The 14,407-nt window shown below is 71.0% G+C and carries 10 protein-coding genes; 8 read left to right on the top strand and 2 right to left on the bottom strand.

Translation table 11 applies throughout. The annotated features are described in order from the left end of the window. From MT346_RS10845 to MT346_RS10825, 5 genes are all read left to right on the top strand, one after another. Positions 1–2,313: a family 78 glycoside hydrolase catalytic domain gene (locus MT346_RS10845; protein ID WP_243563081.1), complete on the top strand. Its 2,313-nt coding sequence runs from the start codon at positions 1–3 to the stop codon at positions 2,311–2,313. 249 nt (positions 2,314–2,562) lie between these two features. Next, complete coding sequence (gene rhaI, locus MT346_RS10840; protein ID WP_243563080.1) at positions 2,563–3,735, top strand: L-rhamnose isomerase; 1,173 nt, start codon at positions 2,563–2,565, stop codon at positions 3,733–3,735. A 35-nt stretch (positions 3,736–3,770) separates the two neighbouring features. Further along, on the top strand, positions 3,771–5,858 hold the full coding sequence (locus tag MT346_RS10835; RefSeq protein WP_243563079.1) for a bifunctional aldolase/short-chain dehydrogenase: 2,088 nt from the start codon (positions 3,771–3,773) through the stop codon (positions 5,856–5,858). Between the two features lie 5 nt (positions 5,859–5,863). Then, the gene (locus MT346_RS10830) at positions 5,864–7,330 is read left to right on the top strand and encodes a rhamnulokinase family protein (protein ID WP_243563078.1); all 1,467 of its coding nucleotides are present in this window, start codon (positions 5,864–5,866) and stop codon (positions 7,328–7,330) included. A gap of 86 nt (positions 7,331–7,416) precedes the next feature. Continuing rightward, entirely contained in the window at positions 7,417–8,652 is a 1,236-nt protein-coding gene (locus tag MT346_RS10825; protein ID WP_243563189.1) for an alpha-hydroxy acid oxidase, read from the top strand. A 141-nt stretch (positions 8,653–8,793) separates the two neighbouring features. Here MT346_RS10825 and MT346_RS10820 read toward each other — a convergent pair whose 3' ends face one another. Further along, positions 8,794–9,447: a hypothetical protein gene (locus MT346_RS10820; protein ID WP_243563077.1), complete on the bottom strand. Its 654-nt coding sequence runs from the start codon at positions 9,445–9,447 to the stop codon at positions 8,794–8,796. Between the two features lie 106 nt (positions 9,448–9,553). On the opposite strand from MT346_RS10820, the gene MT346_RS10815 reads away from it, so the two are divergent. Then, positions 9,554–10,501 (top strand): ABC transporter ATP-binding protein, encoded by a 948-nt coding sequence (locus MT346_RS10815; RefSeq protein WP_243563076.1) that lies wholly within the window; start codon positions 9,554–9,556, stop codon positions 10,499–10,501. Continuing rightward, the gene (locus tag MT346_RS10810; protein WP_243563075.1) at positions 10,498–11,715 is read left to right on the top strand and encodes an ABC transporter permease; all 1,218 of its coding nucleotides are present in this window, start codon (positions 10,498–10,500) and stop codon (positions 11,713–11,715) included. The genes MT346_RS10815 and MT346_RS10810 overlap by 4 nt, the downstream gene beginning before the upstream one ends. Here MT346_RS10810 and MT346_RS10805 read toward each other — a convergent pair. Beyond that, positions 11,712–12,974: an ROK family protein gene (locus MT346_RS10805; protein ID WP_243563074.1), complete on the bottom strand. Its 1,263-nt coding sequence runs from the start codon at positions 12,972–12,974 to the stop codon at positions 11,712–11,714. The two genes, MT346_RS10810 and MT346_RS10805, sit on opposite strands and share 4 nt — an antisense overlap. Before the next feature lie 133 nt (positions 12,975–13,107). On the opposite strand from MT346_RS10805, the gene MT346_RS10800 reads away from it, so the two are divergent. Continuing rightward, a complete protein-coding gene (locus tag MT346_RS10800; protein WP_243563073.1) occupies positions 13,108–14,403 on the top strand; it encodes an extracellular solute-binding protein in 1,296 nt (431 codons plus the stop codon). Positions 14,404–14,407 lie beyond the last annotated feature (4 nt).

Raw genomic sequence — 14,407 nt, 5'->3', positions numbered from 1 at the left:
ATGACCACCTGGACCGCATCGTTCATCGCGGCGGACGACGACACCGACCGCGACTCCGCACCGATCCTGCGCCGCGAGTTCACCCTCGACGACGGCCACGGCGCCGTCACCCGGGCGACGCTCGACGTCAGCGCGCTCGGCGTCATCGAGGCCTGGCTCGGCGCGCAACGCGTCTCGGACCACCTGCTCGAACCGGGGTGGACGAGCTACGAGTGGCGCATCCGCGTCGCCTCGCACGACGTCCTGTCCCACCTCGGCAGCACGGCTCCCGGCGACGCAGCCGTCCTGGCGCTCGTGATCGGACGGGGCTGGGCAGCCGGACGTCTGGCCTGGGGCGGCGGTGGCGGCTGGTACACGGACGAGCGTGCCGGGTTCGCCGAGCTCCGCATCACGTTCGCGGACGGCCACCAGCAGGTCGTCGGCACCGACACCGACTGGCAGGCACTGTCGAGCGCCATCACCGCCGACCAGCTGTACGACGGGCAGGACATCGACGCCCGTCTGCGCGACGGGTCGTTCCTGCAGCCCGGGCCGGTCACGCTGCCGAGCGTCGACGGGCACCAGGGCCGCACCAGCGCCGTGCACACCGTCGACATCGGCGAGCGTGCGCTGGTCGCCGACACCGTGCCGCCCGTCCGACCGCTCGCCGAGATCACTCCGGTGGACGTCTGGACGAGCCCGTCCGGCACCACCCTGGTCGACTTCGGCGTGAACCTGGTCGGGTGGCTCCGGGTGGTCGCATCCGGCCCAGCGGGCACGGTCCTGACGATCACGCACGCCGAGGTGCTCGAGCACGACGAGCTCGGCACCCGCCCGCTGCGCACCGCGAAGGCCACGGACCGCTTCACCCTGAGCGGCGGAGCGGACACCTTCGAGCCGCGCTTCACGTTCCACGGGTTCCGGTACGCGTCGGTCGACGGCTGGCCCGGCACGCTCGACGAACTGCGGACGGCACTGACCGCGGTGCAGGTCGGCAGCGACCTGACCCGGACGGGCACGTTCGAGTCCAGCCACGACCTGCTCAACACGTTCCACGACAACGTCGTGCGGGGCATGCAGGGCAACTTCCTCAGCGTGCCGACCGACTGCCCGCAGCGCGACGAACGCCTGGGGTGGACGGGCGACATCGCCGCGTTCGCCCCGACCGCGTCGTACCTGTTCGACACGCGGGCGTTCCTGGGCGACTGGCTGCGCGACCTGTCCCTCGAGCAGCAGCACAACCACGGGATCATCCCCTTCGTGGTGCCGGACGTGCTGAAGTACTCCCCCGCCGAGGACTTCGGCACCCCCGACGCCACCGCGATCTGGTCGGACGCCGGGGTCTGGGTGCCGTGGACGCTGTACCAGGCGTACGGCGACACCGCGGTGCTCGAGGAACAGCTCGACTCGATGGTCGCGCACCTGCGTCGGATCCGCGATCACCTGTCCCCCGAGGGACTGTGGGACACGGTGTTCCAGTTCGGCGACTGGCTCGACCCGGACGCCCCGCCCGAGGACGCCGCCAAGGCCAAGGCCGACCCGGGCGTCGTCGCGACGGCGTGCGCGTACCGCAGCGCGACCCTGGTGGCCGAGGCGGCTCGTCTGACCGGCCACCCGGCCGAGGCGAGCGAGGCCGACGAGCTGGCCACGGGCCTCCAGGCCGCGTTCCGGCAGCACTACGTGACGGACGGCCGGATCCGCTCCGACTGCACCACCGTCTACGCCCTGGCGATCGTGTTCGGGATCCTGTCCGAGGACGACGAGCGCCGGGCCGGCGACCGCCTGGCGGAGCTGGCGGCGGCATCCGGGTACCGGATCTCGACCGGCTTCGCGGGCACGCCCTTCATCACCGATGCGCTCACGCAGACCGGGCACCTCGACGACGCGTACCAGCTGCTGCTGCAGACCGAGTGCCCCTCGTGGCTGTACCCGGTGACCATGGGCGCGACGACGGTCTGGGAGCGCTGGGACTCGATGCTGCCCGACGGCACCATCAACCCCGGCGAGATGACCTCGTTCAACCACTACGCACTCGGTGCGGTGGCGGACTGGATGCACCGTGTGGTGGGCGGCCTCGCGCCGCTGACGCCCGGGTACGAGTCGGTGCTCATCGCGCCGCAGCCCGGTGGTGGGCTGACGTGGGCGTCCACCTCGCTGGACAGCGTGCACGGGCGGATCGCGGTCCGGTGGGAGCTCGTCGACGGCGAACTCGTCGTGCAGACGACCGTGCCCGACGGCGTGACCGCCGTGGTGCGGCTGCCCGGCCTGGACGAGCAGCACCTGACCGGAGGCTCGCACGAGGTGCGCGCGCCGGCTGCGGTCCCCGCGGGGTAGCGCGGGGCGCCGCGGGGCGCCGCGGCCGCCGGGCCGGCGGACGCGGCCGGGGACGCCGTCGGCGTGGGACGCCGTCGGCGTTCCAGGCCGGATCGCACCCACCCACGGACATCGCGCCCCGGTGCACCGGGGTGCGATGTCCGCACGGAGGTGCAACGCCGAGAGGTGCCGCCGGACGACACGCCCGCTTGCAAGCAGGTCCACCACGGACTACCGTATGAAACGATTCAATCACGAGGAAGTGACACGATGACATCAACCCCGAGCTTCGCCGGCATCGCCGAGCAGTTGGCCGCGCAACGGATCGAGCTGCCGAGCTGGGCCTTCGGCAACTCCGGCACCCGCTTCAAGGTCTTCAGCACGCCCGGCACCCCGCGCGACCCCTACGAGAAGATCGCCGACGCCGCGCAGGTGCACCGGTACACCGGGCTCGCCCCGACCGTGGCGCTGCACATCCCGTGGGACCTGGTGGACGACTTCGCCGACCTCAGACGCCACGCCGAAGAGCACGGCGTGCAGCTCGGCACGGTCAACTCGAACACGTTCCAGGACGACGACTACAAGTTCGGCGCGCTGACCCACGTGGACGAGACGATCCGGCAGAAGGCCATCGACCACCACCTGCGCTGCATCGACGTGATGGACGCCACGGGCAGCCGCGACCTGAAGATCTGGCTGGCCGAGGGCTCGAACTACCCCGGGCAAGAGGACATGCGCAGCCGTCAGGACCGCCTGCACGACTCCCTCAGCACGATCTACGACCGCCTAGGCCCCCAGCAGCGTCTGGTGCTGGAGTACAAGTTCTTCGAACCGTCGTTCTACCACACCGACGTCCCGGACTGGGGCACCAGCTACGTGCAGACGGCGGCCCTGGGCGACAAGGCGATGGTCTGCCTGGACACCGGCCACCACGCCCCCGGCACGAACATCGAGTTCATCGTCATGCAGCTGCTGCGCCTCGGCAAGCTCGGCTCGTTCGACTTCAACTCGCGCTTCTACGCCGACGACGACCTGATCGTGGGCGCGGCCGACCCGTTCCAGCTGTTCCGGATCCTGGTCGAGGTGATCCGCGGCGGCGGCTACGACAACCCCGACGTCGCGTTCATGCTCGACCAGTGCCACAATATCGAGGACAAGATCCCCGGGCAGATCCGCTCCGTGCTCAACGTGCAGGAGATGACCGCCCGCGCACTGCTGCTCGACCGCGTCGCCCTGACCGCTGCACAGGAATCGCACGACGTCCTCGGCGCCAACGAGGTCTTCATGGACGCGTACCAGACCGACGTCCGCGCGGACCTCGCCGCCTGGCGCGAGTCCCGCGGGCTCCCCGCGAACCCGATGCGCGCGTACCAGGAGTCCGGGTACCAGCGGCAGATCGCCGAGGACCGTGTCGGCGGCGTGCAGGCCGGCTGGGGCGCCTGACCGGCGCACGGAACGACGAAGGAACGCACAGCACCATGACCGACACCAGCCAGGAGGCCCGGGTGGACCCCGCACCGCAGCCCACGTCAGCAGACGCCACCGTCAGTGCGCTCATCGCGCGCTCGAACGCGCTCGGCTCGGATCCGCGGATCACGAACTACGCCGGCGGCAACACCTCGGCGAAGGGTACCGACACCGACCCGGTCACCGGCGAACCGGTGGAGCTGCTGTGGGTGAAGGGCTCCGGGGGCGACCTCGGCACGCTGACCCCGGCGGGCCTGGCGGTGCTGCGACTCGACCGGGTCCGAGCGCTCCGTGGCGTGTACGCGGGGGTCGAGCACGAGGACGACATGGTCGCCGCGTTCGACCACTGCCTGTTCGGTCGCGGTGGGGCTGCTCCGAGCATCGACACCGCGATGCACGCCCTGGTCGGTGCCGCACACGTCGACCACCTGCACCCGGACGCCGGCATCGCGATCGCGACGGCAGCGGACGGACCGGCGCTGACGGAACGCATCTTCGGCGCGAAGGTCGTGTGGGTCCCCTGGCGCCGGCCGGGGTTCCAGCTGGGGCTCGACATCGCCGCCATCCAGCAGCAGCACCCCGAGGCGATCGGCACCATCCTGGGCGGCCACGGCATCACCGCATGGGGTGACACCGGCGAGCAGGCCGAGGCGAACTCGCGCTGGATCATCGACACCGCCGAGGCGTACATCGCCCAGCACGGCACGGACCAGCCGTTCGGTCCCCCGCGCGCCGGCTTCGGTGCTCTGCCGACCGACCAACGACGTGCACGGGCGGCGGCCCTGGCACCGACGATCCGCGGCATCGCCGGCCACGACAAGCCCGTCGTCGGGCACTTCACGGACAGCGACGTCGTGCTCGACTTCCTGGCGAGCGAGAAGGCGCCCCAGCTGGCGGCCCTCGGCACGAGCTGCCCGGACCACTTCCTGCGCACGAAGGTGAAGCCCCTGCTGCTCGACCTGCCGACGACGGCCTCCGTCGAGGACCAGATCGCCCGGCTGCACGAGCTCCACCAGCAGTACCGCGAGGACTACCAGGCGTACTACGAGCGCCACGCGACGCCGGAGTCCCCCGCGATCCGCGGCGCCGACCCGCTCGTCGTGCTGGTCCCCGGCGTCGGCATGTTCTCGTACGGCAAGGACGCCCAGACCGCCCGCGTCGCCGGCGAGTTCTACGGCAACGCGGTCAACGTCATGCGCGGCGCCGAGTCGCTGAGCACCTACGCCCCGATCGACGAGGCCGAGAAGTTCCGCATCGAGTACTGGGCGCTCGAAGAGGCCAAGCTCCAGCGGATGCCCGCCCCGAAGCAGCTCGCCACGCGCATCGCGCTGGTGACGGGCGCTGCGAGCGGCATCGGCAAGGCGATCGCAAAGCGCCTGGCAGCCGAGGGTGCGGCGGTCGTCATCGCGGACCTCGACCTGCAGAAGGCGCAGGACGCGGCGGCCGAGATCGGCGGTCCGGACCAGGCGATCGGCGTCGCGGCGAACGTCACGAGCGCCGACGACATCGCCCGGGCGGTCCAAGAGACCCTGCTGCACTTCGGCGGGCTCGACCTGGTCGTCAACAACGCCGGGCTCTCACTCTCCAAGAGCCTGCTCGAGACCACCGAGCAGGACTGGGACCTGCAGCACGACGTCATGGCGAAGGGCTCGTTCCTGGTGTCGAAGGCCGCCGCGAAGGTCCTCATCGAGCAGGGCCTGGGCGGCGACATCGTGTACATCTCGAGCAAGAACTCCGTCTTCGCGGGCCCGAACAACATCGCCTACTCCGCCACCAAGGCCGACCAGGCCCACCAGGTGCGACTGCTGGCGGCCGAGCTCGGCGAACACGGCATCCGGGTCAACGGCATCAACCCCGACGGTGTCGTGCGCGGCTCGGGCATCTTCGCGTCCGGGTGGGGTGCGAACCGCGCGAAGACCTACGGCATCGACGAACAGGACCTCGGCGCGTTCTACGCCCAGCGCACGATCCTGAAGCGCGAGGTCGTGCCCGAGAACGTCGCCAACGCCGTGTACGCGATCTGCACGTCGGACTTCTCCCACACCACCGGGTTGCACGTGCCGGTCGACGCGGGCGTCGCGGCCGCGTTCCTGCGGTAGTCGCCGTGACGACCAGCGGCAGCGTGGCAGCGGTCGACCTCGGTGCCACGAGCGGCCGGGTCATCGTCGGGCACGTCGACAGCGACGGCGTGCGGACGGACCACGTCGCACGGTTCCCGAACGGCCCCGTGGCCCTGCACGAGCACGACCGTCAAGCCCTGCACTGGGACGTCGTCGAGCTGTACCGACAGGTGGTCGACGGCCTGCGCACGGCGTTCGGCCAGCACCACGACGTCGCCAGCATCGGCATCGACTCGTGGGCCGTCGACTACGGGCTGCTGCGCGAGGGACGGCTGCTGGGCCTGCCGTACCACTACCGCGACGAGCGGCACCAGCAGGGGGTCGCACCCGTGCACGCCGCGATCGACGCCGCCGCGCTGTACGCCCGCAACGGCCTGCAGCACCTGCCGTTCAACACGCTGTTCCAGTTCGCTGCCGACCCGCTGCTCCCCCTGGCCGACCGCGCACTGCTGGTCCCCGACCTGCTCGGGTACTGGCTGACCGGAGTCCAGGCTGCCGAGCGCACCAACGCGTCGACCACGGGGCTGTTGCACGCGACCACGCGTGGATGGGACCCGACGCTGCGGGCTGCGGCGGGCCTCCCGTCCGGTCTGCTGCCGGCGCTGCGTGACCCGGGCGACCAGCTCGGCCCCCTGCTCCCCGGCCTGCTCGAGACGTCGGCGCCGGTGACCCTGGTCGGCTCCCACGACACGGCGAGTGCCGTGGTCGCCGTGCCGGCGACCGAGCCGGACTTCGCCTACATCTCGTCCGGCACGTGGTCGCTCGTCGGTGTCGAGCTCGACGCGCCGGTGCTCACCGACGCGGCACGGCTGGCGAACTGCACGAACGAGGGCGGCGTCGACGGCCGCGTCCGGTTCCTGAAGAACGTGTCCGGACTGTGGCTGCTCTCCGAGAGCGTCCGCACCTGGGAGCGCGACGGCGACCGCGTCGACCTGGAGGCCCTGCTCGCCTCCGCCGCGGCCGTCACGGCCCCGGTGCCGGTGTTCGACGTGTCCGACGACTCCTTCACGCCCCCCGGGGACATGCCGACCCGCATCGCCGCCTGGTGCGACGCGCACGGCCTGAGTGCGCCCGCGACACCGGCGGAGTTCGTGCGGTCGATCCTCGAGTCGCTTGCCGCTGCCTACGCCGACACCGTGTCGACGATCTCGAGCGTCACGGGCAAGGACATCCGACAGGTGCACATCGTCGGCGGAGGGTCGCAGAACCGGTTGCTCTGCCAGCTGACGGCGGACCGGACCGGACTGCCCGTGCTCGCCGGTCCCGTCGAGGCCACTGCGCTCGGCAACATCCTGGTGCAGGCGCGGGCAGCCGGGTTGGCCGGACTCGGCGGTGCCTCGCTCGAAGCGCTCCGCGCCGTGGTCGCGCGCACGGTCGAGCCGGTCCGCTACACCCCGACCACGACACGAACCGCCCACCGATCCACCCCGAGACGTAGGATGTCTGTATGACCTCGACCGACGACCAACGCCGCGTGGACCCCGCCACCGGGGCCCCGGCAGCGACCCCGGGGACACCGTCGACCCGGCGGACCCCCATGAAGCGGCAGCTGCCGACGGTGCACGACCTGGCGCCGCTCATGCAGTTCAAGAAGCCGGACCTGAACGCCCGGCGCCGTCGACTCGAGTCCGCGCTGACGATCTGGGACCTGCGGGACATCGCGGCCCGGCGCACACCCCGGGCCGCGTTCGACTACACCGAGGGTGCTGCCGAGGCCGAGATCTCGCTGGCCCGCGCACGCCAGGCGTTCGAGGACATCGAGTTCACGCCGGCGATCCTGCGTGACGTGTCGACCGTCGACACCTCGCGCCAGGTGCTCGGAGCGCACGTGGCGTACCCGTTCGGCATCGCGCCGACCGGGTTCACGCGGATGATGCAGACCGAGGGCGAGCGTGCCGGGGCCCGGGCGGCCGGCCGCGCGGGCATCCCGTTCTCGCTGTCCACGATGGGCACCACCGCGATCGAGGACGTCCGCGACGCCAACCCCCACGGCCGCAACTGGTTCCAGCTGTACATGTGGAAGGACCGCGAGAAGTCGATGGCACTGGTCTCCCGCGCCGAGGCCGCCGGCTTCGACACGCTGCTGGTCACGGTCGACGTCCCCGTCGCCGGAGCCCGTCTCCGCGACAAGCGCAACGGGTTCTCGATCCCGCCCCAGCTGGGCGTGAAGACCATCGTGAACGCGATCCCCCGCCCGTGGTGGTGGTTCGACTTCCTGACCACCGAGCCCCTGGCGTTCGCCTCGCTCGACCGCTGGTCCGGCACCGTCGGCGAGCTCCTCGACCACATGTTCGACCCGACGGTCACGTACGAGGACCTGGCCTGGATCCGGTCCCAGTGGAAGGGCAAGGTCGTCGTCAAGGGCGTGCAGTCCCTGGCCGACGCCAAGCGCCTGACCGACATGGGCGTCGACGGCATCACCCTGTCGAACCACGGCGGACGGCAGCTCGACCGCGCGCCCGTCCCGTTCCACCTGCTGCCGTCGGTGGTCAAGGAGGTGGGCGCGGACACCGAGGTCCACCTGGACACGGGCATCATGTCCGGCGCCGACATCGTCGCCGCGGTCGCCCTCGGAGCGAAGTTCACCATGGTCGGGCGGGCGTACCTGTACGGGCTGATGGCGGGCGGCGAAGCCGGGGTCGACCGGATGATCCAGATCCTGTCCGAGCAGATCGAGCGCACGATGCGGCTGCTCGGGGTCGCGTCCCTCGACGAACTCGAGCCCGGCCACGTCACCCAGCTCGCGCGCCTCGCCCCGATCCCGCGTCCCTAGGCCGGGTACCCGGCCGGTGCTCCGGCTCCCGGTGCTCCGGTTCCCGGTCCCCGGCCGCGGCGCGGCGGTCCTCGTCCGGGGCCGTGGCCGTGGCCGTGGCCGATCCGGTCGACGAACACCGCTGTTCGTGAACCGGATCGGTCAGCGGCGCTCGGCGGTGTCCGCTTCGGAACCGGTGGTCGTGCCGGTGGCCGAGGACGGGTCCGCGGTCATCGTCTGCTCTGGCAGGCTCCACCGAGCACCGGGTGTCGTTCGCGGCACGGCGTCCGGGGCCGTCGGCGACAGGGGCCGGCCGCGCAGATCCGCGAGCATCACAGGAAGGGTTCGGAGGGCTCGTCGGGTCTCGAACGTCGTCCAGGCGAAGAAGCCGACGAACGCGACCACGAACAACCACCACACGGGCCCGCTCGTGACGGCAAGCCAGACGGCGAGCACCGTTGCCGAGCCGAACACGAGCGGACCGAGCCACCGGTTCCTGCGGGACTGCCGCTGCAGGCGTTCGAGCGACGGCACCCAGTTCGTGGGGTCGGCATCCGGCGGCACCGACCCGGTCTTCACCGAGCGCTGGATCCTGCTGAGCTCGGCGGCACCACCGGCGCGACGACGCAGCCGGGCGATCAACACGCCGAGGACTGCGGTCAGACCAGCGGCGTAGAACACCGCGCTCACGAGTCGTCCGACGAACCCCTCTCGCCCGCCAGTGGTGGCGAGGCCGATGACGAAGTACGCCCCTCCGGCGACCAGGAACATGACGGGCAGCAGCACGGGCAGCGGCAACCTGCGGAAACGGTCCATGAGACTCCCTCGATCTCCGCCATCGTGCCCGTCGAGGGTGCAGCGCTGCTGGGAGGCCGGGGCACAAGCGCACCCGGTATGTTCGGCGCGACGAGAAGGGGGCTCCATGGCCGGGGCGAGCATCGACGTGCAGGACTTCGTGATGCGGTTCGGGGACCGCACCGTCGTGGACGGGTTGTCGTTCGACGTCGCCCCCGGGGAGACCTTCGGACTGCTCGGCAGCAACGGGTCGGGCAAGACGACGACGATCCGTGCACTGCTCGGCATCACCTCGCCCACGGCCGGCTCCCTGACGATCGACGGACGTCCCTACCGCCCGGCCACCGGCGGCATCGGGTACCTGCCCGAAGAGCGCGGGCTGTACCGGAAGGAGTCGGTGATCGACGTGATGACGTACTTCGCGGCGCTGCGCGGCATGCCCCGGTCGGCCGCGACGGCCTGGTCGATGGACTACCTGGCCCGCGTCGGTCTGGGCGACAAGGCGAAGCTCCGCGTCGACAAGCTGTCGGGCGGACAGCAGCAGAAGGTGCAGCTCGGCATCACGATCATGGACCGCCCGCGGCTGCTGATCCTCGACGAACCGACGAAGGGCCTCGACCCGGTCAACCGTCGACTGCTGCTCGACCTGGTCGACGAGCGCAAGGCCGACGGTGCGACGGTCGTCCTGGTCACGCACCACATGGACGAGGTCGAGCGGTTGTGCGACCGGATCCTGCTGCTCAAGGACGGCACCGCTGCCGCGTACGGCACCATCCCGGACGTGCAGGACCGCTTCGGCGGCGCGGTGGCCAAGGTCGCTCTCGACGGTGCCGTCCCACGCTCCCCGCTCTACGAGCTCGCCCGACACGAGGGACACGTCGCGTACCTGGTGCCCTCGAGCACCGCTGCGGCGGACGGCTCCGACATCCTGGCGTCGCTCGTCGCCGACGGCGTGCACGTCACGGGCTTCGAGATGCGCCGGATCCCGCTCGACGAGATCTTCGTGCAGGTGTACGGCCACGACGCCGGCGCCGACGAGGCCGCGCCGGTCCCCGCATCCGGGGGCGCCCGATGAGCCGCCTGGGCACCGTGATCCGGTTCGAGTTCGTCCGCGCGGTCAAGAAGCCCGCGTTCTGGATCGGCACCCTCGCGCTGCCGCTCGTCATCGTCGTCGTGTCCCTGTTGGTCGGCGTGGGACAGAGCGCCGGGGCCGACTCGGTCGTGTCGAGCTCGTCCGCGACGAAGACCCCGTTCCACTACGTCGACCGCTCCGGCCTGGTGTCGGAGTCCGTCGCGGCGCGGTGGGGCGGGACACCGTCGACGGACGAGTCCGGCGACCGGGCGGACGTCGTCGCCGGACGCCTCGACGCCCTGATCGTCTTCCCGAAGACCCCGTCGAGCAGCGCGATCCAGGTGACCGCGAAGGACCGCGGCCTGTTCGGCAACGGCGGCTACTCGTCGCTGGCAGAGCGCGTGCTCGAGCAGAGCGTCGCCGCCGACGTCGACGACCCGGAGTCGGTGAGCATCCTGCGATCACCACCGACCGCCGACGTGACCGCCTACGCCGACGGCCGGGTGGCCCCGGGGTGGCTGTCGATCATCCCGCCGCTGGTGTACGTCGCCGCGTTCTTCGGGCTGGTGCTCCTGCTCGCGGCCCGCATGGTGACCGTCGTGGTCGAGGAGAAGGAGAACCGGATCTCCGAGATGATCCTGACCACGGTGACCGCTGGTGACCTGATCCGCGGCAAGGTCGTCGCGATGCTGCTGGTCGGGCTCGTGCAGATCGGGGTGTTCCTGGTGCCCGGGCTGCTGTCGCTCGTGGTCGTCGTCCCACTGCTGGCCGGGCGCATCGGACACGTCGTGGTCGACCCGTGGCGGATGGTGGTCGGCGCACTGCTGCTGATCGGTGGAGTGCTGCTCGCCTCGGCCCTGTTCGTGGCCGTCGGCGCGGCGGTGCCGACGATCAAGGACGCCTCGACCCTGCAGTCGGCGGCGATCTTCGCGCTGATCATCCCGGTCTACGCGGCGTTCTTCGTGATGACCAGCCCGAGCAGCCCGGTGGCCGCGTTCTTCACGTACTTCCCCACGTTCACCCCGATCACCGCGATGGTCCGGAACGCGGTCGGGGCGCTGTCACCGCTCGAGTCCGTGATCTGCATCGTCGAGGTGTTCGCCGTGGCCGTCGTGCTGCTGTGGTTCGCGCAGTACCTGTTCCGCCACTCGGTCGCGCAGTACGGCTCGAAGGTCACCGTCCGTCAGGTGCTGTCCTGGCGCCGGGGGCGTTCCTAGACCGCAGCGGGCGTCTCGACGGGCACGGGCTGCTGGACCGCGTCGACGACGGGCTGCCGGTGCGACGACGCACGAGCCGCGGGCAGTGCGAGCGACAGCGGGTCGTCCTGCACGACGTCCAGCGCCAGGGCGATGGCACCGTGCACGACGACGTCCGCGCCGAGCGTCGAGGCGACGATCTCCGGCACGGGGTCCAGGCTCCACTCGTGCAGCAGTGTCTGCGCGTGGTCGATCACGGCTCCGGCCGGCTGTGCGATGGCACCGGCGACGACCACGCGGTCGATGTCGAGCAGGCTCGCGAGCACGACGCACACCCGCGCCAGCCGGTCGCCGAGCTGCTCCACGACGTCGAGCGCCACGGGGTCACCGCTGCGTGCGGCGGCGAACACGGCCGCAGCGTCGGTCCGGCCGGCGCGCACGGCAGCCGCGAGCGGCGTGCCGGGGGCGATCCGGTCCTGTTGTCCGGCGGCGTCCACCAGGTCCTTCGCCGCGCGACCCAGGCCGTCGGCCGACCCGACGCCCGTGACCATGCTGAGCACACGCATCTCGCCGGCCCCGCCGTGCGAGCCGCGCAGCAGGCGGCCGTCGACGACCAGACCGGTGCCGAGACGCTCGCCCGCCAGCAGCGCGGCGAACGACGCATCGCCACGCAGGTCGCGCTCGGCGACCGCGGCGAGGTTGGCGTCGTTCTCGACGACGACGAGTCCGTGGCCGGTGACGCCGTCGAACCCCGGGTTCATCGCGGCCCAGTAGCCGCCGTCGCCAGGCAACGAGGTGCCGTCGGCGGCGACCGGTGCGGGGACGCCGATCGTGGTGACGAGGACCCGTTCGGCGGCGACGCCGGCCGATGACAGTGCTCGGGCGATGGTGTCGGACACGGTCCCCAGGCGGACGTCCACGTCGAGGTCGTCCGCGCCCGGGGTCCCTTCGGCGCGGGCCAGGACGCTTCCGCGCAGGTCCGCGACGAACACGGTGACGCGGTGCTGCCCGGCGTCGACACCGACGACCACGCCCGCGCGCTCGTCGAGCCCGTAGCGCTTCGCCGGACGCCCGATGCGGTACTGCCCGACGGCGCGTGCGTCGCGGAGTTCGCGGATCCAGCCGAGCCGGACGAGTTCGTCGCAGGCGGCCAGGACGGTCGAGCGCGTGAGCCCGGTGGCGTGCATGGCGTCGGTCGCCGTGAAGGCGCGCGCGGCGAAGGCGTGGTCGAGCACCGTCTCGGTGCTCGACCCACGGGCGGTGACGCGGGTGCCGGGCATGTCGCGAGGATATCGCGCCACGCATTCCTTGCGCTATTAGATTTTCTCGCTACATTTAGTCATGCGGACGGCATCGGAGCCGGACGCGGAACCAGGACGGCAAGGACGCCGGGCCCGGTCGAACGGAGACGACGTGCAAGCACACGCCACGACACGGAAGCCTGCCGGGTTCAGTCGACGCTCCTTCCTGCTCGGAGCCGGTGGCATCGCCAGCGGTTTCGCGCTCGCCGGATGCGCGCCGATGTCCTCGTCCTCGGGCGGCACCGAGACGATCACGTTCTACGTGTCGAAGCCCGAGGTCATCGGGTACTTCGACGACGTCATCGCGAAGTTCCACAAGAGCCAGTCGAAGATCCGGGTCGTCCGCGACTCGACGTCGTCGCTGCCGGCGGACTTCGTGCGGAGCTCGCCGCCGGACCTCGGGTGCCTGAACTACAACTACGCGATGGTCTCGTTCGTCGAGCACGGCGCGCTGACCGACCTGTCCGACATGGACGAGGCCAAGGCGATCAACCCGGACCTCTGGACGCTCATGGAGCAGACGGCGTCGTACCCGGGTGAGCGGAACGCGCTGCCCTACTCGGTGACCGCCGCATCGGTGATCTACAACAAGAAGATCTTCGCCGAGCAGGGCATCGAGATCCCGACGACCTGGAGCGAGCTGACCGCCGTGTGCGAGAAGCTGCTCGCGGCGGACGTCACGCCGTTCTACAACACCTACAAGGACACCTGGACCATCGCCCAGGGCATGTTCGACTACTCGATCGGCGGCATGCTCGACGTGAAGTCGACCTTCGCAGCCCTCGAGAAGGAGGGCACCAGCGTCGGCCCGTCGTCACCCGTCTCGTTCTCGAAGGACTTCGAGGCACCGATGGGCCGCGTCGAGCAGATCGCCAAGTGGTCGAACAAGAACGCCGCCAGCCGCGCGTACGGCGACGGCAACCTGGCGTTCGCCAAGGGTGAGTCGGCCATGTACCTGCAGGGGCCGTGGGCGCTCATCGAGATCGCCAAGACGTCCCCCGACATGGACCTCGGTACCTTCCCGCTGCCGGTGACCGACGACCCGAACGACCTGAAGGTGCGGGTCAACGTCGACCTGGCGCTCTGGATCCCCAAGGCGTCGAAGAAGCAGGACGCCGCGCGCGAGTTCCTGAAGTTCCTGATGTCGTCCGAGGTGGCGGACAAGTACAACGCCGACAACAACGGCTTCGGGACCCGCAAGGACTCGCCACCGGTCGCCAACCCGACCCTCAAGGGCATGCAGCAGTACTACGACGACGCCGCGTTCTACCTCGGCACGTCGCAGCTCGTCCCCGCCGAGATCCCGGTCGCCAACTACGCGCAGACGATCGCGCTCGGCGGCGCCCCCGCTCCGCAGCTCCGCACACTCGATGCCGACTGGGCGCGCGTCGCGCGTCGGAAGGCCTGACCCG

The sequence above is a fragment of the Curtobacterium sp. VKM Ac-2922 genome (assembly GCF_022815645.1).
GTDB lineage: Bacteria > Actinomycetota > Actinomycetes > Actinomycetales > Microbacteriaceae > Curtobacterium.
Note: the sequence above shows the minus strand (reverse complement) of the source record. Positions and strands in the feature narration are given on the sequence as shown.